The organism is Oxalobacteraceae sp. CFBP 8761 (assembly GCA_014841595.1).
Classification (GTDB): Bacteria; Pseudomonadota; Gammaproteobacteria; order Burkholderiales; family Burkholderiaceae_D; genus Telluria.
In genome coordinates, this window is the sequence record JACYUE010000001.1 from 1,767,882 (window position 1) to 1,791,687 (window position 23,806).

Consider the following 23,806-nt stretch of genomic DNA (forward strand, 5'->3'; position numbering starts at 1 on the left):
AGGCCGGCCCGCCCCATCATCGACCTGGAGCAACGATGAAACCAGTAGTTCGCAGCCTGCTTGAAACCGATCTGTACAAATTCACGATGTGGCAGGCCTTGCTGCACAGCCACCCCGGCGCGACGGGCGAATACGAATTCCGCTGCCGTAACGAGCCAGCCTATCCGCTGGCGGAGCTCAAGGAAGACATCGAACGCGAGCTCGATCACCTGTGCTCGATGATGTTTACCGAGCACGAAGTCGCCTACCTGCGCGCACTGCGCTTCATCAAGGGCGACTTCGCCGACTTCCTCACGCTGTTCCGCTTTCAGCGCAAGTTCATCGAGGTCACGACCGACGGCCCGCACCTGCGCATCCGCGCCAGCGGCCCGCTGGTGCACGTGATGGGCTATGAAATCTTCGTGCTCTACATCGTCAACGAGCTGTATTTCCGCCGCTTCGACCAGGCCGAGGCCATGGAGGTAGCGCGTGCACGCCTGCGCCAGAAGATCGACGAACTACGCGCCTTTGGCGAAGAAGCCCCGCGCGCCAACCCGTTCGAGTTCTTCGACTTCGGCGTGCGCCGCCGCTTCTCGGGTGAGTGGCACGACGAAGTGGTGCAGACGCTGGCGCGCGAGCTGCCGGTGTACTTCAAGGGCACGTCGAACGTCTATCTGGCCTACAAGTTCAACCTGGTCCCGATCGGCACGATGGCGCATGAATACCTGCAGGCGCACCAGGCCTTCGGCACGCGCCTGGTCGACTTCCAGAGCGCAGCGCTCGAGAACTGGGTGCAGGAATACCGGGGCGACCTGGGGACAGCGCTGACCGATGTCGTCGGCATGGACGCGTTTCTGGCCGACTTCGACCTGTACTTCGCCAAACTGTTCGATGGCCTGCGTCACGACTCGGGCGATCCGGTCGTGTGGGGCGAAAAAGCGCTGGCCCACTACGCGCGCCTGCGCATCAATGCGCGCACCAAGCGCCTCGTGTTCTCGGACGCGCTGACCATCCCCAAGGCCCTCGACCTGTACCGCCATTTCGCCGACCGCGTAATGACGGGCTTTGGCATCGGCACCAAGCTGACCAACGACACGCCTTTCCCGGCGATCAATATCGTCATGAAGCTCGTGCGCTGCAACGGCCAGCCGGTGGCCAAGCTGTCGGACGAGCCGGGCAAGTCGCAGTGCACCGACGTGACCTACATCGCCTATCTGCGTCAGGTGTTCAACCACCCGGTCTAGCCGTGCGCAAGATTGTGTGAGTTTATGGCAGCGCCAGGCGCGCTATGCTGTTGGTTTCCCGCCATCGCCCAGGAGACCGCCATGCAGCAGCTCGCCCCATTCGCCATCGCCGTGTTGTTCGCTACCCCAACCGTCGCCGTCCATGCCCAGCAGGCCGACCAGACCACGGCAGGCGCCGAAGCGGCGGGGCGCTGGCTGGCACTGGCCGATGCGGGCAACGGCGAGGCGACGTGGCATGCCGCAGGCGCGGTCTTCCAGGCCGCAGTGAGCCAGAAGGACTGGACGGCAGCGCTTGACCAGGCGCGCACGCCATACGGCGCGCTGACCAGGCGCACCCTGGCCGACGCGCGAGCCACGCGCACGCTGCCGGGTGCGCCCGAGGGCGACTACGTCGTGCTGCAATACCAGTCCAGCTTTGCCAATCGGCCGACCGTAACCGAAACAGTGATCGTGATGCGCGAGACAGATGGCAACTGGAAGACGATCACGTACGTGATCCGCTAGCGGCTTCGCGGCGCCGCGAGGTTGCCGCCTTTTTTGTCGCCGCCTTTTTTGCCCGTGCCTTCTTGCGCGGCTTTTCTTCTTCGTGCCTGAGCCGCTGCTGCAGCATCGCCAGCACGGCCGCTTCCTCGGGCTGCAGCGCGTGCAGGTCTTCGGCCAGTTTCTTTTCGGTCTGTTCGCGCATCACGTCCAGCGGCGCGCCTTCTAGGTAGGCGTCCAGCACGGCCGGGTGCACGTAGCACTTGCGGCAGATCGTCGGCGTGTTGCCGAGCTTTTCGGCCACCGATTCGATCGCGCGCACGATGTTCTTCTTGGCCTGTGTCTCGGAGTCGAATTTTTCGAATTCCTGCAGGGCCAGCGCTGCCAGCACGGTGCCGGACCAGGTGCGGAAATCCTTGGCCGTGTACTCCTCGCCCGTGATGTTGCGCAGGTAGTCGTTGACGTCGCTGGAGTCAACGCTGTGCGTCTCACCATCGTCGTCGATGTACTGGAACAGTTCCTGGCCCGGCAGGTCGCGCGTGCGCTTGACGATGCCGGCCAGGCGCCGGTCGTGCACCTTGAGTTTGTGGTACACGCCGCTCTTGCCGCGGAAGCTGAATTGCACGTCGCTGCCATCGACCTTGACGTGGCGGTTGCGCAGTGTCGTCAGGCCGAACGATTTGTTGGTGCGCGCATATTCCTCGTTCCCGACCCGCATCATCGTCGCTTCCAGCAGGTACACGATCGTGGCCAGCACCTTTTCGCGCGGCAGGCCGGGCAGCTTCAGGGCGCGGTCGACTTCATGCCGGATCGCCGGCAACGCATCGCCGAACTTGAGCATGCGTTCGTACTTCACTTCGTCGCGGGCGGTGCGCCATTTCGGATGGTAGCGGTATTGCTTGCGGCCGCGCGCGTCGCGGCCCGTCGCCTGCAGGTGGCCATTGGCCTGCGCGCAGATCCAGACGTCCTGCCAGGCCGGTGGAATCACGAGGCCCTTGATGCGCGCCAGCGTCGTTTCGTCTTCCACCGGCGCGCCGTGTGCGTCCAGGTAGCGAAAGCCGTCCTTGACGGCTTCACGCCTGACGCCGGCGCGGCCATCGTGCACGTAGCGCAGGCCGGCCGCGCGCGCGGCGGTGGAGGAATCTTTGGTATCGGGTGCGTCGAGTGCGTCGAGTGCGTCGGTGGTCTGGCTTGGCATGGCTGTTTCGCGAATGGTGGATATCGCACCGATGCTACGCCCGGGCCAGGGCCCGCACTGTTCGCAAGATAACGGAGTGCGGGACAGGCGGGCAGGGCTGCAAATACAGACCCGGTTCAGCGGTAGCGGGCTTCGACCAGATCGATCTCGCGCAGCAGCTTGCGCGCCACTTCGTCCGACAAGGTGTTATTGCGCGCCATGCGCAGCAGGACGGCGCGTTCGTGCTCCAGCGCGGCCAGGCGGTAATGGCGCTCGGCGCTTTCGGCGGCGCGTGCATGTGCCGGATCGACATCGTTGCCGTTGCCGCCATCGAGCCGGTACTGGTACAGGCTGCGCACCTGGTCGACCGCGCTCGCATGCATCTCCACCGCGCCCTGCGCATCGCAGCCCGAGGTGGGTGGCGGTGGCGGTGCATTGGCGATGGCTTCGAGTGCGGCCAGCGCGGCGGCATGGCGCGCACGCGCTTCTTCGCTTTCATGCGCTGAATCGTGCGGCAGTTCGAGGCCGCGCAGCACGCGCGGCAGCCCGACACTGGCCAGCACCAGCGAGACGACGATCACGGCGCTGGCCAGAAAAATCACCAGGTCGCGGCCAGGGAACGGCGCACCGCCCGGCATTGCCAGCGGCAGCGTGAGCACGCCGGCCAGCGTGATCGCGCCGCGCACGCCGGCCAGCGAGGTGGCCAGGATCAGGCGCGGGTTCGGACGGTACTCCGGCAGCTTCTGGCGCCGGGCGTTGAGCAGCGTCAGGCGCAGCGAAACCCAGACCCAGACGAAGCGCAGCAGGATCAGGCCGAAGCTGATGGCCAGCGCGTTGGTGGCCAGCCACCAGACATCGTTTGCACGCGGCAGCTCGGGTGCGACCAGCGCTGCCTCGAGAATATTGGGGAGCTGCTCGCCCAGCAGCACGAACATGATGCCGTTGAGCGCGAACTGCACCGTGTCCCACACCACCGCGCGCCGCACGCGCGTCGTGGCGGCCGCGCGCCCGCTCAATTCAACGTAGCTCATCGTCACGCCCGCCGCTACTGCTGCCAGGATGCCCGAGGCGCCCAGATGCTCGGCTGCCAGATAGGCGCCGAACGGCAGCAGCAGGTTGATCAGGATCGGCGAGCCGCTTTCTTCGCCGATGCGCGCGGCCAGCTGGCGCTGGGCCCAGCTCACGCCCACCGTGATGCCCACGCCAATGGCCACACCCGCCAGCGCGACCCACAGGAAGGTGAGCGTGGCTTCGCCCAGCGAAAAGGTGCCGGTCAGGGCAGCGGCCACGGCGAAGCGGAAGCACACCAGGCCACTGGCGTCGTTCAGCAGCGATTCGCCCTCGAGGATGTGCATCAGGCGCGGGGGGATCGGCACGCGCGCGGCGATCGATGACACCGCGACCGGGTCGGTGGGGGCAAGGATGGCAGCCAGCGCGAAGCACACGGCCAGCGGCAGCGACGGAATCAGCCAGTGGATCAGGAAGCCCGCGCCCAGCACCGTAAACAGTACCAGGCCCAGGGCCAGTTCGAGGATCGTGGAGCGGTCGCGGAACAGCCCGATCTTGGGGATGCGCCAGCCGTCGAGAAACAGCAGCGGCGGCAGGAACACGAGGAAGAAGATATGCGGTTCGAGCCGCACGCCGTGGCCGGTGCTACCGGCAATGGCCGCACCGAGCGCGATCTGCATCAGCGGCAGCGGCACCGCGAACGGCAGCATGCGCACCAGGTAGCCGCTGGCCACCACCGCCAGCAGCATGGCCAGCACAATTCCCACTTCATCCATCAACATCTCCCTGTTCAAGACAAGATGATAAGGGATTGGCGCCGCCCGTGACGACGCTGTTGATCAGGCAGCGGACAAACTGGCCTGGGGCGCAGCCTGCAGTTCGGCCAGCAACGCCTCGAGCGGCATTGGCCGGTGGAACAGGTAGCCCTGCATGCAGGCGTTGCCGTGCGCGGCCAGGTACTCGGCCTGGGCCGACGTCTCGACGCCTTCGGCCACGACGCGCAGGCCCAAGTGGCCGGCCATCGCCAGGATCGATTGCACGATGGCGGTGCCGTTCTTGTCGTGCGGGGTGTCGCGGATGAAGCTCTTGTCGATCTTCAGTTCGTACAGCGGCATCCGGGTCAGGTACGACAGGCTCGAATAGCCGGTACCGAAATCGTCGATCGAGATGCGGATCCCGAGAGCGGCCAGCGCATGCATCCGCTCGATGGTCTGGTCGAGGCGATCGACCAGCAAGCCTTCGGTGATCTCGAAGATCAGCTGGCCGGGCGGCACGCCCGTCTCGTGCAGGATCGCTTCGACCCGCGTGACGAAGTCGTGCTGGCGGAACTGCATCGGGCTGACGTTGACCGACAGCGGGAAGCGGTGGCCGGCGCGGTCCAGCACGTGCCAGGCCAGGCACGCTTCGCGCAGCACCCAGTCGCCCAGCGCCACGATCAGGCCACTCGATTCGGCCACCGGGATGAAGACGTCGGGCGGCACGCTGCTGCCGTCCTTGCGGCGCCAGCGCATCAGCAGTTCGGCGCCGCTCGGCACGCGTGCGCCGTCGACCTGCAGCTGCAGGTGCAGCGACAGTTCGCCGTTCTCGAGCGCCTGGCCCAGATCGCGCTCGAGCGTCAGGCGGCCTTCGGCGTCGGACAGCATGCCCGGTTCGAACAGCGCCACGCCATTGCGGCCGCGCGACTTCGCGTGGTACATCGCGGTGTCGGCCTCGCGCAGCAGGTCGTGCACGGTCTGCTGCGCGTTGGCGGATGCGGTGAGCGCGACGCCGATGCTGCTGGTGGCGTAGTAACGCTGGGCGTCGATGACGATCTTGTCGGCCAGCGCAGCCCGGATCCGCTCGGCCACGGCCAGCGCGCGGTCGGTGGCCCGGCCCGCATGCTGTCCCAGCGCGTCGAGCAGGACGACGAATTCGTCCCCGCCCAGGCGTGCCACGCAGCCGTCGTCGCCCGTCATCGCCACCAGGCGATCGGCCACAATCTTGAGCAACTGGTCGCCAATGGCGTGGCCGCGTGCATCGTTGACGGTCTTGAAGTTGTCGATGTCGACGTACAGCACGGCAGCCATCGACCCGCCCGTGCGGGCCCTGGCCACCGCCATGTCGAGCCGCTCCATCAGCAGGCGCCGGTTCGGCAGGCCGGTCAGCACGTCGTAGAACGCAAGGCGGTGGATCGCGTCGGCGGCGTTGCGCCGCTCCGTCACGTCGCGGCTGACAATCAGCCAGTGCGTGATCGCGCCGTTGTCGCCGGAGAACGGCACCATCTCGGCCTCTACCCAGTACGGCGTGCCATGTTTCGTGTACAGGACCATTTCGGCACTGGCGGCTTCCTTGTGCATCACGGCCGTGATGACACGCCTGACCGTCTCCTGGTCAGTGTCCGGTCCTTCGAGCATGCGTACGCTGCGCCCGATGATTTCTTCGCGGGTGTAGCCGGTGTGGCGCAGCAGGGCGTCGTTGGCAAAAATGATCGGCTGCTCGGCGCCGGGCACGTCGACCATGCGCGCGATCATGACCATGTCGTTCAGGCGCGCGACTGCGGCTGCCGTCAGGCGCAGTTCGTCGTTGACGGCGTGCAGGCGCAACTGGCCCGCTTCCAGACCGGCGGCAGCGGTGCGCGCTTCGAGGAGCGATTGTGCCAGTCCCTTGAGCAGGGTACCGCTGGTGATCGTGATCAATGCGCCGACGCAGCAGAAGTTGATGACGACGACGATTGCCGATGCCAGGCCATTCTGCTCCAGACCGGGGACATACAGGTGCACCTTGCCGTTCACGCCAAGCAGCAGGACGCAGGCAGCGCCCAGGGCCAGGATGATGAGGGCCTGGCGCATGCCGAGCAGGATGACGGCCATTGCGGGCAGGGCTGTCAGGTACACCAGGCCAACCGGCCCCACTGAAAACAGCAGGCCGACGGACACCAGGAACAGCATCGCAATGAAATTGAGAACGCGTGCCGTGTGCGACACGCGGTCGAAGCGCCAGATGGCCAGCAGCCATGCCAGCGCCACCACGTCCATGACAATGACCGGCCATTTGCCCTTGCTGATGAGCAGCGGGATGCTGGGAAGGGCGGCGACAAATCCCAGCGCCACGACGATCGGCAGGATGGTGGTAAACACCTTGATGCGCCATTGCGCGATGTCATCTGGAGGAATTGGCATGAAGCATCCTGTTCGGCACGCCGCACGGAATTTCTCCGGAGCATAGTATATTTATCGAAGCAAATTCTATGCAGGGGCAATGTTACCTGTCACGCAATATCTGCCAGGCTGTTGCGCCAATGAAACGCGACCATGCCCGATCGCGGTTCAGTTGCGGTGCCGGCCTCAGTGAGCGCCGGCCTGCACGAGGATATCGCTCAGTTGCAGCGTGTTGAGCGGCTTCACCAGATAGTGGTCGAACCCGGCCTGGCGGGCCTGTTCGCGGTCTTGCTGGCGGCCATAACCGGTCGCCGCGATGAGCATGGCGTTCTCCATCCCGGGCAAGGCACGCAGGCGCCGCGCCAGTTCGTTGCCGTCGATGTCAGGCAGTCCGATGTCGAGCAGGCAGACCTGTGGGGCAAACACGGCGGCGACGTCGATTGCATCCAGCGCGCAGTAGACCACTTCCACCGTGTGCCCACTTGCGCGCAAAAACAGGCTCAGCGTCTGGGCGGCGTCGAGATTGTCGTCCACCACGAGGATGCGCAAGGGGCCGACGGCGCTGGCGCTGCTGGCCAGCGGCGCTGCGGCCGGCCCGGCCGGGATCGCTTGGGCATAGCACGGCAGGCGCACCGTGAACGTGCTGCCCAGGCCCGGACCGGCACTCATTGCGCCGACGCTGCCGCCATGCAGTTCGACGAGGCTGCGGGCCAGCGCCAGGCCCAGTCCCAGGCCCCCCTGCGACCGGTCCGGCGTGCGCTCGGCCTGGGTGAACAGATCGAACACGCGCTCGACGAGACGTGCATCCATGCCGATGCCGTCGTCGGTCACGTCGATGATCCACGTCTCGCCCTGCTGCGCCAGCTGCAGGGTGATGTGGCCGCCCTCGGGCGTGTACTTGGTCGCGTTGCCCAGCAGGTTGGCGACGACCTGCACCAGGCGCTTGTGGTCGCCCTTGACGTTTGCCGGTTGCGGCGGCATGTCGAGTACCACCTTGTGGCGGCGGGCCAGCATCAGCGGGCGAATCTGCTCGGCCGCGTCGTCGACCACCTTGCGCAGGTCGAGGATCTGGGTCGACAGCGTCACCAGCCCGCGCGTCACGCGCGAGACGTCCAGCAGGTCGTCGACCAGGCTCGTCATGTGCTCGACTTGGCGCGCGATGATCGCGCAGGTCTGCGTGATCTGCGCATTGTCCGAATGCAGCAGCTTGAGCAGATGGGCGCCGGTGCTGATCGGCGCGAGCGGGTTGCGCAGTTCGTGCGCCAGCATCGCGAGAAATTCGTCCTTGCGCTGGTCGGCCGCGCGCAGTTCGCGCTCGGCCAGGCTGCGCTGGGCTTCTTTTTGCTGCAGGTGCTCGGCCATCTCGTCCAGGGCCGCGGCCAGCCGGCCGATTTCCTCGCTGTTCGACCCGATGCCGGTGCGGGCATCGAGTTCGCCGGCGGCGATCCGGCGCGCCACCGTCATCAGCTTGCGCACGCGCCGGACAATCAGCTTGTCGCCCGCCAGCCAGGCCGCCAGCAGGGCCAGGATGGTCGTCAGGCCCAGGCCGAGCAGCGACATCAGCTGCGCCTCCCGCGCCACGCGCGTGATGGTTTCGGTCGGCACGCCGATCGTCACCGTGTAATCGGACAGCGTCGGCGGCCCGACGCGCGCAAATGCGTGCAGGCGCTCGACGCCATCCTCGCCCTGGATCACGCGGGCGCTGTCATGCGGGCCGCGCATCGCCGCAAACAGCGGGGCGGGCACACGTTTGCCGAACCATTGCTCGGGATCGGGGCGGCGTGAAATCAGCTTGCCGGTGGCATCGGCCGTCTCGAGGATCGAACCGGCCGGCAGGCTGATGTCGTTGACGAAGGTGTCCAGGCCCGCCAGGTCCATTGCGGCAAACACCACCGCCACTACCTTGCCGTCGCGGTCGGTGACGGGATAGGTCAGGTTGATCGTGTGACGGCGGATCACACGCCCGAACACATAGTCGCCGGCGATGAAGCGGCGTTCGGCCACGGCGCGCTTGAAGTGGCTGCGATCACCCAGGTTCACCGGGTGCACCATCGGCACCGCGCTGCAGCTGACGTCGCCATTGAGCTGGATGAGGCCGAAATTGACATACAGTTCGTTGCGGTCGAGGACATTGGCCAGCAGTGCATTGCAGCCAGCCGTGTCGCCCATCAGGTCCGGCACGCTGGCCAGGTCGACCAGGATCTGGCGCGCGCGGTCGATCGACTGCGCTTCATTCGCCGCGGCCAGCGCCGTCAGGCGTTTGAGGTTGTCTTCGGTCGCGCGGATCGCGGCTTCGCGTTCGCGCAGGCCCCCCAGCACGGTGACGATGGCGATCGGCGTGATGGCCAGCAGCACCAGCAGCATCAGCCTGCTGCGCAGGCTGTTAAGGCGAAAACGTCCGGATGACTTGCTCATCGCTGCGGCGCCGGTTGCGGCGTGGTGGTGACGGTGGACAGCGCGAATGTGCGGGCGATGTGGAACATGTGTGGCGAACGATTGATCGATAGGACCCGCCGAAAATGGCGGGAATACAGGCGTAACGTTTCCTGATTGTACTAAAAATTGGCTTATCCACAGCGAATCAGTCGCGTGTGCGCGACGCCTGGTTGACATGTCAAGCATCGGCGCAGGTAAGATAGACGCTTGCCAGTACCAGGAGAGACCATGAACATCGTCTGCGTCGGTGGCGGGCCGGCCGGTCTGTACGCCGGTCTGCTCATGAAACTGCGCGACCCGAGGCGCACCGTCACGGTCGTCGAGCGCAACCAGCCCGGCGACACGTTCGGCTGGGGCGTCGTGTTTTCGGACCAGACGCTGGGCAATCTGGCGCTGGCCGACGCGCCCAGCGCGCACGCCATCGAGGGCGCGTTCAACCGCTGGGATGCAATCGACGTGCAGATCGGCGGCGCCACCGTCACTTCGCATGGCCATGGTTTTTGCGGCATCGCGCGCAAGCGCCTGCTCGGCATCCTGCAGGCGCGCTGCAAAGAAGCCGGCGTGGCGCTCGTGTTCGATACCGACGTGACGGACGAGGTGGCGCTGGCGCGCCGCCATGACGCCGATCTGGTGGTGGCTGCCGACGGCGTGCACAGCGCGATCCGCACGCGCCATGCCGCCGTGTTCCAGCCTGACATTCAGGAGGGGCGATGCCGCTACGTGTGGCTTGGCACCCGGCGCCACTTCGCCGCGTTCACGTTCGCCTTTGAAGCGACCGAACATGGCTGGTTTCAGGCCCACGCATATCAATACGATGACCAGAATGCGACCTTCATCGTCGAGACGCTGGAGTCGACCTGGCGCGCCAGCGGCCTGGCCGACATGGACGCAGCAAGCACGCTGGCGTTTTGCGAGCGCCTGTTTGCCCGTGTTCTTGGCGGCGCGCCGCTCCTGACGCAGGCCAGCCGTGGCGGCGCCGCCATGTGGCACCGCTTTGCGCGTTTGATCTGCCGCGAGTGGGTGGGTGCGCTTGACGTCGATGGCCGGCGCGTGCCGCTGGTGTTGCTGGGCGACGCCGCGCACACGGCGCATTTCTCCATCGGCTCGGGCACCAAACTGGCGCTGGAAGACGCCATTGCGCTGGCTGCCGAACTGCCGGCCGAGCCGGGCGACGGCATCGAGGCCGCGCTGGCGCGCTATCAGGCAGCGCGCGTGATCGACGTGAGCAAGCTGCAAAGCGCGGCGCGCAATTCGACCGAGTGGTTCGAGAATGTGGCCCGCTACAGTGCCATGCCGGTCGATGGTTTCGCCTACTCGCTGCTCACGCGCAGCCAGCGCCTGTCGCACGAAAACCTGCGCCTGCGCGACCCCGCCTATATACAAGGTTTCGAACGCCGCTTTGCCGTTCAGGCGGCAGCGCAGGCCGGCGTGGCCGCGCCAGCGGTGTCCACGCCGCCGATGTTTACGCCACTGCGGGTGCGCGACGTGCTGCTCAAGAACCGCGTGGTCGTCTCGCCGATGGCGCAGTACGCGTGCGTCGATGGCGTGGCGGGCGACTTTCACCTGACCCATCTCGGCGCACGCGCGCTGGGTGGGGCCGGCCTTGTTCTGGCCGAAATGACCTGCGTGTCGGCCGACGCGCGCATCACGCCGCGCTGCCCCGGGCTGTACCTGCCCGAACACACGCAGGCCTGGGCCCGCATCGTCGACTTCGTGCATGCGGCAAGCGACGCGAAAATTGGCATCCAGCTGGGGCACGCGGGTGCCAAGGGCTCAACCCGGCCGATGTGGGAAGGGATCGACCAGCCGCTCGCGCACGGCAACTGGCCGCTCGTGGCGGCGTCGCCCCAGCAATACCTGGCCGGCGTGTCGCAGGTGGCGCGCCAGGCAAGCGAGGCCGACATGGCGCAGATCGAAGCCGATTTCGTGCGCGCCACGTTGGCCGCCAGCGAGGCAGGCTTCGACTGGCTCGAACTGCATTGCGCGCACGGTTACCTGCTCTCGGGTTTCATCTCGCCGCTGACCAACCAGCGCCCTGATGCTTACGGTGGCAGTCTTGAGAACCGCTGCCGCTTTCCACTGCGCGTGTTTGCCGCCGTGCGCGCGGCCTGGCCGGCGCACCTGCCGATCAGCGTGCGCATCTCAAGCCATGACTGGGTCGATGGCGGGATCACCCCGATGGACGCCGTCGAGATCGCGCGCCTGTTTCGCGCCGCCGGCGCCGACATGATCGACTGCTCGTCCGGGCAGGTGAGCAAGGCCGAGCAACCCGTGTATGGCCGCATGTACCAGACGCCGTTTTCGGACCGCATCCGCAACGAGGCAGACATCGCGACGATCGCCGTCGGTGGTATCAGCGAGGCCGACCACGTCAACAGCATCATCGCCGCCGGCCGCGCTGATCTGTGCGCGGTGGGGCGCCCGCACCTGGCCAATCCCGCGTGGACGCTGAGCGAGGCGGCGCGCATCGGCTACACTGGCGCCGCGTGGCCGCGCCAGTACGTCCCTGGCAAGCAGCAACTCGAGCGCAATCTGGCGCGCGGGCGGCCAAACACGTGACCGGTTCGTCCATTTTTCAACGCGTCATCAGGAGCAGGCATGCATGATCTAGCGGGCAATCCAACGGGGCTGACCGGCTACGTGGCGCAGCACGTCGGCTTGGTGCTTGACCCGGCGACGCGGGTAGCAACCGTGACGCTCGACCGGCCCGAGCGCAAGAATCCGCTCACGTTCGCCGCCTACGCCGAGCTGCGTGACCTGTTTCGCGCGCTGGCATATGCCGACGACGTCAAGGCGGTCGTGCTCACCGGCGCGGGCGAAAATTTCTGTTCGGGCGGCGACGTGCACGAGATCATCGGACCGCTGACGCAACTGGACATGCCGGGCCTGCTGGCCTTCACCCGCATGACGGGGGACCTCGTGAAAGCGATGCGCGCCTGTCCGCAACCGATCGTCGCGGCGGTGGATGGGGTATGCGCCGGCGCCGGTGCCATCCTGGCGCTGGCCTCGGACATCCGCTATGCCACGGCGCGCAGCCGCACCGCCTTTCTATTTACGCGCGTGGGCCTGGCCGGCTGCGACATGGGCGCCTGCGCCTTGCTGCCGCGCGTGATCGGCCAGGGCCGCGCGGCCGAATTGCTGTACACCGGCCGCTCGATGGATGGCGAAGAGGGCGAGCGCTGGGGCTTCTTCAATCGCTTGTGCGCACCGGGCGACGTCCTCGCCGAGGCGCAGGCGTTTGCCGCGCAGCTGGCGGCCGGCCCGACGTTCGCGCACGGCATGACCAAGAAAATGCTGCAGCAGGAATGGAATATGGGCGTGGACGAAGCCATCGAGGCCGAGGCACAGGCTCAGGCCATCTGCATGATGACGCAGGATTTCCAGCGCGCCTACCAGGCGTTCGTGGGCAAACAGCGGCCGCAGTTCGAGGGCAACTGATGGAACCCGATGTCCTCGACTGGCCATTTTTCGATGCGCACCATGGCGTGCTGGCGCGTGAGCTCGACGCCTGGGCCGCGGCGAATCTGGCCGATGCGCACGGAACCGATGTCGACGCCGTCTGCCGCGCGCTGGTCACGAGGCTGGGACAGGGCGGCTGGCTGCGCCACGCCGTGGCTGGCGTCGAGCATGGCGGCGCACAGGCCGCCATCGACACCCGCGCCATTTGCCTGATCCGCGAAATCCTTGCGCGCCACGCCGGGCTGGCCGATTTTGCGTTCGCGATGCAGGGCCTGGGCAGCGGGGCGATCTCGCTGTTCGGCAGCGCTGCGCAGCGTCAACACTGGCTGCCGCGTGTGGCCGACGGCAGCGCGATCGCCGCCTTTGCGCTGTCCGAGCCTGCCGCCGGCTCCGACGTCGCGGCGCTGCAATGTGCGGCGCGCCGCGACGGCGATGCCTGGGTGCTCGATGGCGAAAAAACCTGGATCTCGAATGGCGGCATCGCCGACTTCTACGTCGTGTTCGCACGCACGGGCGATGCGGTCGAACGCAGCGCGTGCGGCATCTCGGCCTTCATCGTCGATGCGGCCACACCGGGCCTCGAGGTCGCCGAGCGCATCAATGTGATCGCGCCGCATCCGCTGGCGCGCCTCTGCTTCAACGGTTGCCGGGTGCCGGCCGGTTGCCTGGTTGGCGGCGAGGGCGACGGCTTCAAGGTGGCGATGGCCACCCTCGACGTGTTTCGCACGTCGGTGGCGGCAGCGGCATTGGGCTTCGCGCGGCGCGCCATGGCCGAAGCACTGGCGCATGCGCAGGCGCGCCCCATGTTCGGCAAGCTGCTGGCCGACTTCCAGCTCACGCAGGCCCGACTGGCGCAGATGGCGCTGGAGATCGACGCCGCCGCGCTGCTGACTTACCGCGCGGCGTGGCTGCGCGACAGCGGCAAGCGCGTCACAAAAGAAGCGGCAATGGCCAAGCTGGCCGCAACCGAATCGGCGCAGCGCGTGATCGACGGCGCGGTGCAGCTGTTTGGCGGGCAGGGCGTGCAACGGGGCCAGGTCGTCGAAGGCCTGTACCGCGAGATCCGCGCGCTGCGCATCTACGAGGGAGCCAGCGAAGTGCAGCTCCTGATCATCGCGCGCGAACTGCTCGCGCCGCAACACTGAGGCCGCATGTCGGGAGATTTAATGAAATTCTTGCAGCCGCCTGGTTGGCCGCGTCCGAAAGGCTACGCCAATGGCGTCGTCGCGCGCGGCCGGCAGGTGCATGTCAGCGGGATGGTTGGCTGGACGCCGGCAGGCCGGTTCGAGACGGATGATTTCGTCGGGCAGTCGCGCCAGGCGCTTGCCAATATCGTGGCCGTGCTGCGCGAAGCCGGCGCCGGCCCGGAACACATCGTACGCATGACATGGTATGTGCTCGACAAGCGCGAATATCTCGATGCCGGGCCGGCACTGGGCGCAGCCTACCGCGACGTCATCGGCCGCCATTATCCGGCGATGACGGCGGTGCAGGTGGCGGGCCTGATGGAAGACCGCGCGCGGGTGGAGATCGAGGTCACTGCGATCATTCCGGATTGAACGCTGCCAGACGAACGAATGGCCCCGCTTGGGGGCCATTCATGGTCTTGCACCGCCTTGCCGTTTATCGTTTTGCGCGGCAACGCAGGGGCCGGGACGGGTTAGCGGCGGCCTGCGCCACGCGCACCACCGCGTTCGATGAACGCTTTCATCTCCGCCAGGTCGTCATCCATCTGACGCTGCGGATCGACGCCCAGCATGCGTGCCACGCCGTGGCCCAGCGCGCCCGCTGGTGGTGCGTAGCTGATGCGCACCGTCGCACGCGTGCCGCCATTGACCGACTCGAACGTGACGCTGCCGTCCTGTTCGATTTCCGAACCCGGCTCGCTGCGCCACGACAGGCGATCCGGACGCGATTGCTCGGTCATGACCGCGTTCCATGCGTATTCCATGCCGGCCGGGCCGCGCACGACCCAGTGCGAACGGCGGTGGCCGAGGTCACGCACTTCGGTCACGTGCGACATGAAGCGCGGGAAGTTTTCCACGTCGGCCCACGCATCGAACACTTCACGTGGCGATGCATCGATGAAGACGCTGTTCTCGACTTCGACCCGGCTTGCTTCGCCGCGGTGACGCAGCGAGTCGACCAGGTTGCGGCCACGGTCACTGCGCAGCAGCACTGCCAGCGCGCCCAGGCCCAGCAGGGCGACGGCCGGCGAACGGCGCGCCAGGCCGACGATGCTCAGCGCGCTGGTGCCCAGCAGCGCCGAGTTGGTCAGCGTCGGGCCGCGCGAGCCGAAGGCCTGCGTCAGGTGATCGGTCCATTCGCGTACCTGGTTACCCACGTCGTTGGCGCGGGCACGGGCCCCGTTACCGGCGCTGTGCGCGGCATGTGCCAGGTTTTCACGGGCGATGTCGGCGCGTTCGCGTGCGCGGTCGGCAGCGTCATCGGCGTTGCTGCGGGCCTTGTCGGCAGCGTCACTGGCGCTGCTGCGCGCCTTGTCGGCAGCGTAGTTGGCGCGGTCACGTGCGTCGTTGGCGACGTGGTGCGCGCGCGAGCGGACGTCGTCGGCGTAGTCACGTGCATCGTCGGCGGCGCGGGCGGCGGCGGTGCGGGCCGTGTCGGCAGCTTGCGACACGCGGTCACGCGCCGTGTCGGCAGCATGCGATACGCGGTCACGGGCATAGTCCGCAGCGTGCGAGGCGCGGTCGCGTGCATCGTACGATGCTTCGGCCAGGCGGCCGCGCGCGCGTTCGAGGCGGTCGCGCGTTTCGTGCGATGCCTCGGCCAGGCGGTCACCGGCAGCGTGGGCGGCGCCGGCCAGGCGCGCGCCGGCGCGCAGGTAGACCGATTCGGCACGCTCGCGCGCCGAGTCGAAGCGCTCGCCGGCAGTATGCAGCGCGTGCTCGAGTTTGTCGGCGCCGCGGTGACGCGCGTCGCGCAGTGCGCCCTTGGCGCGTGCACGGCGTTTCGGGCCGCGGTCTGGGTCGAATGCATACATCAGCAGGGCGCCAGCCACTGCGGCGCCAATCCATTTACCTGCGTTGTTTCCCTGATCGTTCGATTCGTTCATGTCGACTCCTCTCGGTTAGTTGTACTGTGTCGTGCTGGACCTGGTCGCCAGGCGGTGCCACGGCATAGCCGGCCCATCACTGGTCTGTTACTGACTATTCATCGTGCTTTGCAGCGTCGCTTTGCCGCGTCGCTTGCACACATAAAAAAACGCACCGCTTCGCTGTCATGCGTTGCAGTGCGTTCCGGCGAACCATCACGCGATTCGAGCCGAACCCGATGCGCAGTAGATGGTCAGACGACGTGCTTTGTCAGCCTGCTTTTTGCAGGATCAGTAGCAGTACGCCGTTCTCGAGCTTCACCCATGTCACCACGTCCACGACGCCGCTGATTTGGTGAAGCCGCGCAGGTATCTGCGTGCATTGCATTTAGCATACACCACGGTTTCGCGTTCCCGGCGTTCGTTTGCCGCATGGCAATTGACCGGGGTCAGCCTTGGCGACGGGCGTGTTCAAGGACTTCGGGTGGCCTGCGCCGCGTACCACGGGATTCTGATACGGTGGTTGCCAATGAAACAAGGAGATAACATGAATCACCATATCGTTCGCATGTTGCCCAACTTCGAAGCGGCCGAGGCAGCCCGCAATGGCTTGCTGGCCGAGGGCTTCGACGGCGACGGCATCAATGTCAATGTCACCACCGACGAAGCAGGTCCTGCTGAAAGCAATTTCTATGTGGGCGACTCGCCCGCTGTCAAAGGCGGCACCGATTACGAGGATGTCTTCAAGCCTGCCGTCCGCGGCGATCTGTGCATGATGACGGTCACCGTTGCCGAAGCCTTCCAGCTCGAACGGGCTGCTGCCATTCTGGAGCACCATGGCGGGATCGACGTCGATCCGGCCCATGGCGCGGCCAGCAGCACCTTCTAACACCGCATCACGCCAGGGAAGGCGAAAGATCAGTGACCGGCGCGTGACGTCAATACAAGGCGGGGCGCCGTGCCCGGGCGAAGCTGGCTTGCCGTCAGTTTGAACAGGCTCACAGCACCGGTCAGATTGTGTGCCTGCGTGTGCAGCGAGGCGGACGCCGATGCTGCTTCTTCGACCAGCGCGGCGTTTTGCTGCATCGTGCTGTCCATCTCGAGAATCGTGTCGTTGATCTGTTGCAGCTCCACCTGCTGCGCTTGTCCGGCATCCGCGATTTCCGCGATGATATCCGTTACGCGTTTGACGCTCGCGACAATGTCATCCATCGTGCTGCCGGCTTCGCCGACCAGTTTGCTGCCTGCCTCGACCTTCGCAACCGAATCCCCAATGAGCGTCTTGACGTCCCTGGCCGCTGCCGCCGAGCGCTGGGCCAGGTTGCGCACTTCAGCGGCAACGACAGCAAAGCCGCGACCCTGTTCACCCGCCCGCGCTGCTTCAACAGCAGCGTTCAATGCCAGGATGTTGGTCTGGAAGGCGATGCCATCGATGACGCTGATGATGTCGACGATCTTGGTCGATGAGGCATTGATCGACGCCATCGTCACCACCACCTGAGAGACGATCGTGCCGCCGTGGGTTGCCACATCGGACGCCGACAACGCCAGTGTGTTCGCCTGGCGCGCATGGTTACCGTTTTCGCGCACGGTGCCGGCCAATGTTTCCATCGACGCGGTGGTTTTGTCGAGCGAAGCGACCTGCTGCTCGGTACGCGCCGACAGATCCAGATTGCCTTGCGCGATCTGCGATGAAGCGGCGGCGATCGCGTCCGTGCCCTGGCGTACTTCGCTTACCACGTTGGCGAGGCCTTCCTGCATTCTCGCGAGCGACGACATCAGTTGCGCGATCTCGTCCTTGCCATCGATCGTGATGTGATGGGTCAGGTCGCCGCCGGCCACGGCGTCTGCTGCACTGACCGCCTGGCGGATCGAACGCGTGATATTGCGCAGTACCAGCAAGACAATCGTGCTGAGAACCACCCCGCAAATGGCGAGGAAGACGACTGCGCGCCATATGTCGCCAATGAACGCGTCGTGCAGGTCATCGAGGTACAGCCCCGTCATGAAGGTCCAGTCCCACGGCTTGTAGGTGAGCACGTAGGCACCTTTCGGGAACACCTGCTGCTGGTCCGGGTGGCCTGGCTTGGGCCAGACATATTCTATCCAGCCTTCTCCGCTGCCTTTGGCAATGGCCGCCACGTCACGGTACAAATAGGTGCCATTGGTGTCCTTGAAGTCGCTGAGATCCTTGCCGATCAGCTCTGCCTTGACCGGGTGCATCAGCATTGTCGGGGCCGAATCGACGACCGTGTAATAGCCATCCTTCCCGTACCGCATGGACTTGAGCCGCTTCAAGGCTTGCTGCTGCGCTTCGGCGACGGGCATTGCTCCAGATGACGCCAATTCCGCGTATTCCTTGACGGTGGACATGCCGACATCGGTCGCAAATCTCAGGGCGACCTTGCGTTCTTCCAGGCGCTGGACGTTGCTTTCATAAACATGAAAAATTGCCATCGCCGACAGGCATAGCCAACTGAGGATAAGGGGCAGGTAAAGTTTGGCGCGGAAGCTTAGTTTCATCGTGTGTTGACGTTCTCTGGGTACTGAAAAAGGGAAGGGGGCATCGTGGCGAGCCGAATGCGTTCACAACGTCTGAAGATCGTGAACAATGACGTGGGCGGATTGAAGACCGGCTTGTATCGTGGCGACAGGACGCAATACGCGCGAGGGCCGTGATGCACATGGACATTTGTGCAACCATTGTATCCTGTGGGAAACTTTATGGGCGGCGTAATTCACGCGCTCTGCATGATCGCCTGATGAACCGGGATGTTTGTTGCAGTTATCAGACAGCAATCAGCCGTGGCATGCTGCTTCGGCCAGAGTCTTCATACCGAACGCGGGAAATCGGCTTCAGGCGGACTGAAGCCGTACGCTATCAGCCGAGCTGACGTGCGTGGAAACGCAGATGGTCTTCGACGAACGTCGAGATGAAGTAGTAGCCATGGTCATAGCCCGGCTGGCGGCGCAGCGTGAGCGGCTGGCCGATGCGGGCGCAGGCGCCTTCGAAGGCTTCCGGCCGCAACTGCTCGGGCAGGAACTTGTCGCCCAGGCCCTGGTCAATCAGGATACCGTCCGGGAACGGCGCCGTCTCTTGCTGCGCCATCAGCGCGCTGGCGTCGTATTGCTGCCAGGTGCTTTCATCCGGGCCCAGGTAACCGCCGAAGGCTTTCACGCCCCATGGGCAGCGGCTTGGCGCGGCGATCGGTGCAAACGCCGACACCGAGTGGAACAGCTCAGGGTGGCGCAGTGCCATGACCAGCGCGCCGTGGCCGCCCATCGAGTGGCCAAAGATGCCCACGCGCGCCGGATCGGCCGGCAGCAGATCCAGCACCAGCGCGTGCAGTTCGAGCAGGTAGCTGTGCATGCGGTAATGGGTCGACCATGGCGCTTCGGTGGCGTCGAGGTAAAAGCCGGCGCCAACGCCGAAGTCCCAGCTGTCGGTCTCGCCCGGTACGTTCGCGCCGCGCGGGCTGGTGTCGGGCGCCACCAGGATGATGCCCAGTTCGCTCGCCACGCGCTGCGCGCCCGCCTTGGTCATGAACGTTTCTTCGGTACAGGTCAGACCGGCCAGGTAGAACAGCACCGGCAGCTTCTTGCCGCTGGCCTCGGGTGGCAGGTACACCGAAAACTTCATCGGCAAGCCGATGGCGCTGGAATCGTGCTGGTAGAAACGCTGCTCGCCGCCGAAGCAGGCATGTTGGTTCAGGAGTTCGGACATCGTCATGTGGGGGACAGTGAAAGATGCGGCCAGTATGCCGCGTCCTGCGAAGGCATGCCAACTACATGCCAACTACAGCAGTCCAAGCGCACCGAGCGCGGCGCCGGCCGCCAGCATCCACAGCAGGTGCAGACGGGTGCGCCAGATAATGATGCAGCTGGCCGCCGACAGCAGCCACAGTGGCCAGTGGTCCGGACCGGTGGCGCCGCCCGAGGCCAGCAGCCAGGCGGTCGACAGCAGCATCGCAATGACGAGCGGGGCCATGCCCTGCTTGAAGGCGCGTACGGCCCGCCGTCCACGATTGCGATGCGCCCACTGCGCGACCTGATACGTAAACACGGTCGACGGCAGCATGATGCCGATCATCGCGATGAGCACGCCGCAGAGCGCGGCCATCGTGCTGCCGTTGTTCAGGCCCACGTTCCAGCCCAGCAGCGCCACGAACAGCACGTTCGGCCCGGGCGACGATTGTGCCAGCGCGACCGAGTCGCCGAACTGTGCGGGCGTCAGCCAGCCCTGGCGCTCGACCAGATAGCGCTGCATTTCGGACGTGGTCGAGATCGCGCCGCCGAGCGACATCAGCGACAACCCCAGAAAGTGCGTGAACAGGCTGACCCAGTCGTGCCAGGTGAAGACGAGTTGCGGCGCGCTCATGGGGAGAGCCTGCGCCAGGCCAGTACGCAGCCCAGGCCGCCAAGTCCCAATACGACGGCCGCCAGCGGCACCCGCACCCAGGCCAGCAGCACGAAGGCGACCGCAGCGATGAGTACGCAGACGATGAGCGGCAGCACGTTCTTGCCCAATGCGGCCGACATCTTCAGGCCGGTGGCCGCCACCAGGCCAGCGGCGACGGCCGCCATGCCGCGCAGCGCGCCCTGGACCTGTGGCACATCGGCGAAGCGGGCGTACACCAGCGCCAGCGCCAGCACGACGACCAGTGGCGCCGCCAGCAAGCCGGCCAGTGCGCTCATCGCGCCGGCCAGGCCGAAATGGCGCTGACCGATCATCAGCGCCAGGTTGCACACGTTCGGCCCGGGCAGGATTTGCGCGACCGACCATTCCTCGATGAATTCTTCATTGCTCAGCCAACGTTTGCGCTCGACCATTTCGCGCTGGATCACGGCCAGCACACCGCCGAAGCCCTGCAGGGCGATCAGCGTGAACGAGACGAACAGGTCGGTGCACGAGGCCGGCACCGGGTGCGCTGCGGCGGGCGGCGCGCTTGGAGAGGGAAGGGGTGAGGGGCTCATCCCGTTATTATCGCTGTTGCGCCGTGCTCGCGCTCGGCATGACATGGTATTTGCGAACTGATACAGGTTTGCCATTGACTTTGGATTTACTTCGCCAATAATCGTGGTGCATGACGCATCCACCATCACCGGAGTTCAGCGATGAAATCACTGCACGCGCAAGACATCCATCCACGCGCTGCCAGCGTGTCCGAGTTGCGATCGAATGCCGACCAGCGCGATGTCGTCACGCGTGGCATTGCCACCTTGTGCGAACTCGGCGTCGTCCCGGCGGTCGAATACCTGAAGTCCAACGGTGTGCGGCCGAAGGTCATCGAGCGCGTTTTGCTCGAGCCCGAACGGCGCCGCGCACTGGCGTAATCCGCACAGGGGTACGCGCGCTGTCAAGGGTGCCGGCACCTTTGTCAGGGGCTATTTTGCAGTTGTCACCGTCGTTGCCTTCCCAATAGGCAAATTGTTGAAAGCCGCCCCGCAGGCCATGTTCAGCGTGTCAAGCCCCCGCTTTTCCACATAGTTATTCACAGACTTTGTGGATATCCAAAACAGTTTATTTTTCCATGGCCTGGCGCTGGGACGGTAATTCGCGCCCGATGTCAGGCGTGGGCAGGGCGCGCGGACGGGCGATTTAGCGCTTGTGGTTTGGTACTGGATAAATGTACAGTATCGCTTTCTCCGTCTGCCATACCATGACCACCGCCACCGCCGAGCCTGCCATTGAGGACCCGTTCGCCAGCCTGAATCCAGAGCAGCGCGCCGCGGTCGAGCATGACATCGGCGTGGCCACGCCGCGTCCGCTGCTGGTGGTGGCTGGCGCTGGCTCGGGCAAGACCAATACGCTGGCGCACCGCGTGGCGCGCCTGATCGGGGCCGGCGCCGATCCGCAGCGCATCCTGCTGCTGACCTTTTCGCGCCGCGCCGCCGGCGAGATGAGCCAGCGCGCCAGCGGCGTCCTGCACCGTTTGCTTGGCCGTGGCGCGGCTTCCCGGGCCCAGGCGCCGGTGGCGCTGCCCTGGGCCGGCACCTTCCACAGCATCGGTGCACGCCTGCTGCGCGAATTTGCCGGGCGCATCGGGCTCGATCCGCAATTCACGATCCACGACCGGGGCGACGCCGAGGACCTGATGGGCATGGTGCGTCACGAAATCGGCCTTTCGCGCACCGAAAAACGCTTTCCCATGAAAGGCACCTGCCTGTCGATCTATTCGCGGGTGGTCAACAGCCGCGATCCGCTGGATCAGGTATTGCAAGCCTGTTTCCCGTGGTGCGCCGAATGGGAAGCCCAGCTCAAGACGCTGTTTGGCGCCTATGTCGACGCCAAGCAGGAGCAGAACGTGCTCGACTACGACGACCTGCTGCTGTTCTGGGCCGAGATGGCCGCCGACCCCGTGCTGGGGGCTGAGCTGGGCAGCTGGTTCGACCACGTCCTGGTCGACGAATACCAGGACACCAACCGCCTGCAGGCCGCGATCATCACCGGCATGAAGCCCGATGGCAGGGGTGTGATGGTGGTCGGCGACGACGCCCAGTCCATCTATGGATTTCGCGGTGCCACCGTGCGCAACATCCTCGATTTTGCGGGCCAGTTCTCGCAACCGGCGCACCTGATCACGCTCGAGCGCAATTACCGCTCGACGCAGCCGATCCTCGACGCGTCCAACGCTGTCATTGGCGCGGCGCTCGAACGCCATGCCAAGACCCTCTGGACCGACAAGGCCTCGGCCATCAAGCCGCAGCTGGTCCTGATTCCCGACGAAGCCGAGCAGGCGCGCTGGGTCTGCAGCCGTATCCTCGAGCAGCGCGAAGAAGGTATGCCACTCAAGTCGCAGGCGGTGCTGTTTCGGGCGGCCAGCCACAGTGCCGCGCTCGAACTCGAGCTCATGCGGCGCAACGTCCCGTTCGTCAAGTTCGGCGGCCTGAAGTTTCTGGAGGCCTCGCATATCAAGGATGTGCTGGCGCTGCTGCGCTTTGCCCAGAACCCGAGCGGGCGGCTGGCCGGGTTTCGCGTGCTGCAACTGATCCCCGGGATCGGCCAGGCGACTGCCACCCGCGTGCTGGACGCGGTGGGCGAGAGCAGCGAAGTCACCGCCACGCTGGCGGCGTTCCCTGTGCCAGCGCGCAGCAGCGTCGAGTGGCAGGCATTCAGCGCGCTGTATGCACGCCTGCGCGCACCTGGCCTGCGCTGGCCGCAAGACCTGGAACTGGTGCGCGACTGGTACGCGCCGCACCTGGAGCGTCTGCACGACGATTTCCAGGTGCGCGCACTCGACCTCGACCAGCTTGTCGCCCTGTCGGGTGGCCATGCCAACCGCGAGAGTTTCCTGGCCGAGATCACGCTCGACCCGCCCGAAGCGACCAGCGACCGCGCCGGCCCGCCACTGCTCGACGACGATTACGTGATCCTGTCCACGATTCACTCGAGCAAAGGGCAAGAGTGGAAATCGGTGCATGTGCTTAATGTGGTCGACGGTTGCATACCGTCGGACATGGCCACTGGCAACCAGGACGATATCGAGGAAGAGCGGCGTTTATTGTATGTGGCCATGACCCGGGCCCGCGACAACCTGCACCTGATCGTGCCGAATCGCTTCTTCATCAAGCAGCAATCCAACATGGGTGACCGCCATGTGTATGCGACGCGCTCGCGCTTTGTCACGCCTGTCATGCTCAAGCATTTCGAAGAATCGGCGTGGCTGAGCGCCGACAAGCGCGAGCTGCGCACGCCCATGCCTGACAGCGTCCGCATGCTCGTGCGTGACCGGGCTCGCAGCGCCTGGAAATGACGGCGAATCACGCGACGCTGGCCACTTATCCCCCATGTCATGCTTTTGTAGGAGTGGACCGCATATAAACTTGTTGCTCC

At 65.7% G+C, this 23,806-nt stretch carries 18 protein-coding genes; 9 read left to right on the forward strand and 9 right to left on the reverse strand.

Annotated features, from left to right (window positions below; all coding sequences use genetic code 11):
- Positions 1-35: 35 nt before the first annotated feature.
- Together pncB and IFU00_07850 are read left to right on the forward strand one after the other, a co-directional pair.
- Entirely contained in the window at positions 36-1,223 is a 1,188-nt protein-coding gene (gene pncB, locus IFU00_07845) for a nicotinate phosphoribosyltransferase (GenBank protein ID MBD8542188.1), read from the forward strand.
- Between the two features lie 81 nt (positions 1,224-1,304).
- On the forward strand, positions 1,305-1,727 hold the full coding sequence (locus IFU00_07850) for a DUF4019 domain-containing protein (protein ID MBD8542189.1): 423 nt from the start codon (positions 1,305-1,307) through the stop codon (positions 1,725-1,727).
- On the opposite strand, the gene IFU00_07855 is transcribed toward IFU00_07850, so the two are convergent.
- The 4 genes from IFU00_07855 to IFU00_07870 form a co-directional block, all read right to left on the reverse strand.
- Positions 1,708-2,901 carry a DNA topoisomerase IB gene (locus IFU00_07855; protein ID MBD8542190.1) on the reverse strand — a complete coding sequence of 398 codons (1,194 nt, stop codon included), beginning with the start codon at positions 2,899-2,901 and terminating at the stop codon, positions 1,708-1,710. The two genes, IFU00_07850 and IFU00_07855, sit on opposite strands and share 20 nt — an antisense overlap.
- 116 nt (positions 2,902-3,017) lie before the next feature.
- The gene (locus tag IFU00_07860) at positions 3,018-4,664 is read right to left on the reverse strand and encodes a Na+/H+ antiporter (protein ID MBD8542191.1); all 1,647 of its coding nucleotides are present in this window, start codon (positions 4,662-4,664) and stop codon (positions 3,018-3,020) included.
- Between the two features lie 63 nt (positions 4,665-4,727).
- Positions 4,728-7,046, reverse strand: a complete 2,319-nt coding sequence (locus tag IFU00_07865; GenBank protein MBD8542192.1) for an EAL domain-containing protein — start codon at positions 7,044-7,046, stop codon at positions 4,728-4,730.
- A gap of 165 nt (positions 7,047-7,211) precedes the next feature.
- The gene (locus IFU00_07870; GenBank protein MBD8542193.1) at positions 7,212-9,440 is read right to left on the reverse strand and encodes a response regulator; all 2,229 of its coding nucleotides are present in this window, start codon (positions 9,438-9,440) and stop codon (positions 7,212-7,214) included.
- A 249-nt stretch (positions 9,441-9,689) separates the two neighbouring features.
- On the opposite strand from IFU00_07870, the gene IFU00_07875 reads away from it, so the two are divergent.
- From IFU00_07875 to IFU00_07890, 4 genes are read left to right on the forward strand one after another with little or no spacing between them, the layout of a single operon-like run.
- Positions 9,690-12,020 carry a bifunctional salicylyl-CoA 5-hydroxylase/oxidoreductase gene (locus tag IFU00_07875; protein ID MBD8542194.1) on the forward strand — a complete coding sequence of 777 codons (2,331 nt, stop codon included), beginning with the start codon at positions 9,690-9,692 and terminating at the stop codon, positions 12,018-12,020.
- 39 nt (positions 12,021-12,059) lie between these two features.
- Positions 12,060-12,899 carry an enoyl-CoA hydratase family protein gene (locus IFU00_07880; protein MBD8542195.1) on the forward strand — a complete coding sequence of 280 codons (840 nt, stop codon included), beginning with the start codon at positions 12,060-12,062 and terminating at the stop codon, positions 12,897-12,899.
- Positions 12,896-14,065 (forward strand): acyl-CoA dehydrogenase family protein, encoded by a 1,170-nt coding sequence (locus IFU00_07885; GenBank protein ID MBD8542196.1) that lies wholly within the window; start codon positions 12,896-12,898, stop codon positions 14,063-14,065. The genes IFU00_07880 and IFU00_07885 overlap by 4 nt, the downstream gene beginning before the upstream one ends.
- Before the next feature lie 21 nt (positions 14,066-14,086).
- Positions 14,087-14,479, forward strand: coding sequence for a RidA family protein (locus tag IFU00_07890; GenBank protein ID MBD8542197.1), 393 nt, complete (start codon positions 14,087-14,089; stop codon positions 14,477-14,479).
- Positions 14,480-14,580: 101 nt separating this feature from the next.
- Here IFU00_07890 and IFU00_07895 read toward each other — a convergent pair whose 3' ends face one another.
- Positions 14,581-15,993: an SRPBCC family protein gene (locus tag IFU00_07895; protein MBD8542198.1), complete on the reverse strand. Its 1,413-nt coding sequence runs from the start codon at positions 15,991-15,993 to the stop codon at positions 14,581-14,583.
- A gap of 526 nt (positions 15,994-16,519) precedes the next feature.
- Between IFU00_07895 and IFU00_07900 the strand changes: the two genes are divergently transcribed.
- Positions 16,520-16,861 (forward strand): hypothetical protein, encoded by a 342-nt coding sequence (locus IFU00_07900; protein MBD8542199.1) that lies wholly within the window; start codon positions 16,520-16,522, stop codon positions 16,859-16,861.
- Positions 16,862-16,890: 29 nt separating this feature from the next.
- Here the strand turns inward: IFU00_07900 and IFU00_07905 are convergent, their stop codons facing one another.
- The 4 genes from IFU00_07905 to IFU00_07920 all read right to left on the reverse strand — a co-directional run bounded on the left by IFU00_07905 (position 16,891) and on the right by IFU00_07920 (position 20,946).
- The gene (locus IFU00_07905) at positions 16,891-18,495 is read right to left on the reverse strand and encodes a cache domain-containing protein (GenBank protein ID MBD8542200.1); all 1,605 of its coding nucleotides are present in this window, start codon (positions 18,493-18,495) and stop codon (positions 16,891-16,893) included.
- A 358-nt stretch (positions 18,496-18,853) separates the two neighbouring features.
- A complete protein-coding gene (gene fghA / locus IFU00_07910) occupies positions 18,854-19,696 on the reverse strand; it encodes an S-formylglutathione hydrolase (protein MBD8542201.1) in 843 nt (280 codons plus the stop codon).
- Positions 19,697-19,768: 72 nt separating this feature from the next.
- Positions 19,769-20,350 carry a chromate transporter gene (locus tag IFU00_07915; GenBank protein MBD8542202.1) on the reverse strand — a complete coding sequence of 194 codons (582 nt, stop codon included), beginning with the start codon at positions 20,348-20,350 and terminating at the stop codon, positions 19,769-19,771.
- The gene (locus IFU00_07920) at positions 20,347-20,946 is read right to left on the reverse strand and encodes a chromate transporter (protein ID MBD8542203.1); all 600 of its coding nucleotides are present in this window, start codon (positions 20,944-20,946) and stop codon (positions 20,347-20,349) included. The genes IFU00_07915 and IFU00_07920 overlap by 4 nt, the downstream gene beginning before the upstream one ends.
- A 141-nt stretch (positions 20,947-21,087) precedes the next feature.
- Between IFU00_07920 and IFU00_07925 the strand changes: the two genes are divergently transcribed.
- Positions 21,088-21,306, forward strand: a complete 219-nt coding sequence (locus IFU00_07925; GenBank protein ID MBD8542204.1) for a hypothetical protein — start codon at positions 21,088-21,090, stop codon at positions 21,304-21,306.
- Positions 21,307-21,632: 326 nt separating this feature from the next.
- Positions 21,633-23,726, forward strand: a complete 2,094-nt coding sequence (locus tag IFU00_07930) for an ATP-dependent helicase (protein MBD8542205.1) — start codon at positions 21,633-21,635, stop codon at positions 23,724-23,726.
- Positions 23,727-23,806 lie beyond the last annotated feature (80 nt).

What these genes read in the sequence shown, in the direction of transcription:
- pncB (MBD8542188.1), top strand. Translation starts at nt 36, where the DNA reads ATGAAACCAGTAGTTCGCAGCCTGCTTGAAACCGATCTGTACAAATTC.
- IFU00_07850 (MBD8542189.1), top strand. Translation starts at nt 1,305, where the DNA reads ATGCAGCAGCTCGCCCCATTCGCCATCGCCGTGTTGTTCGCTACCCCA.
- IFU00_07855 (MBD8542190.1), bottom strand. Translation starts at nt 2,901, where the DNA reads ATGCCAAGCCAGACCACCGACGCACTCGACGCACTCGACGCACCCGAT.
- IFU00_07860 (MBD8542191.1), bottom strand. Translation starts at nt 4,664, where the DNA reads ATGGATGAAGTGGGAATTGTGCTGGCCATGCTGCTGGCGGTGGTGGCC.
- IFU00_07865 (MBD8542192.1), bottom strand. Translation starts at nt 7,046, where the DNA reads ATGCCAATTCCTCCAGATGACATCGCGCAATGGCGCATCAAGGTGTTT.
- IFU00_07870 (MBD8542193.1), bottom strand. Translation starts at nt 9,440, where the DNA reads ATGAGCAAGTCATCCGGACGTTTTCGCCTTAACAGCCTGCGCAGCAGG.
- IFU00_07875 (MBD8542194.1), top strand. Translation starts at nt 9,690, where the DNA reads ATGAACATCGTCTGCGTCGGTGGCGGGCCGGCCGGTCTGTACGCCGGT.
- IFU00_07880 (MBD8542195.1), top strand. Translation starts at nt 12,060, where the DNA reads ATGCATGATCTAGCGGGCAATCCAACGGGGCTGACCGGCTACGTGGCG.
- IFU00_07890 (MBD8542197.1), top strand. Translation starts at nt 14,087, where the DNA reads ATGAAATTCTTGCAGCCGCCTGGTTGGCCGCGTCCGAAAGGCTACGCC.
- IFU00_07895 (MBD8542198.1), bottom strand. Translation starts at nt 15,993, where the DNA reads ATGAACGAATCGAACGATCAGGGAAACAACGCAGGTAAATGGATTGGC.
- IFU00_07900 (MBD8542199.1), top strand. Translation starts at nt 16,520, where the DNA reads ATGAATCACCATATCGTTCGCATGTTGCCCAACTTCGAAGCGGCCGAG.
- IFU00_07905 (MBD8542200.1), bottom strand. Translation starts at nt 18,495, where the DNA reads ATGAAACTAAGCTTCCGCGCCAAACTTTACCTGCCCCTTATCCTCAGT.
- fghA (MBD8542201.1), bottom strand. Translation starts at nt 19,696, where the DNA reads ATGTCCGAACTCCTGAACCAACATGCCTGCTTCGGCGGCGAGCAGCGT.
- IFU00_07915 (MBD8542202.1), bottom strand. Translation starts at nt 20,350, where the DNA reads ATGAGCGCGCCGCAACTCGTCTTCACCTGGCACGACTGGGTCAGCCTG.
- IFU00_07920 (MBD8542203.1), bottom strand. Translation starts at nt 20,946, where the DNA reads ATGAGCCCCTCACCCCTTCCCTCTCCAAGCGCGCCGCCCGCCGCAGCG.
- IFU00_07925 (MBD8542204.1), top strand. Translation starts at nt 21,088, where the DNA reads ATGAAATCACTGCACGCGCAAGACATCCATCCACGCGCTGCCAGCGTG.
- IFU00_07930 (MBD8542205.1), top strand. Translation starts at nt 21,633, where the DNA reads ATGACCACCGCCACCGCCGAGCCTGCCATTGAGGACCCGTTCGCCAGC.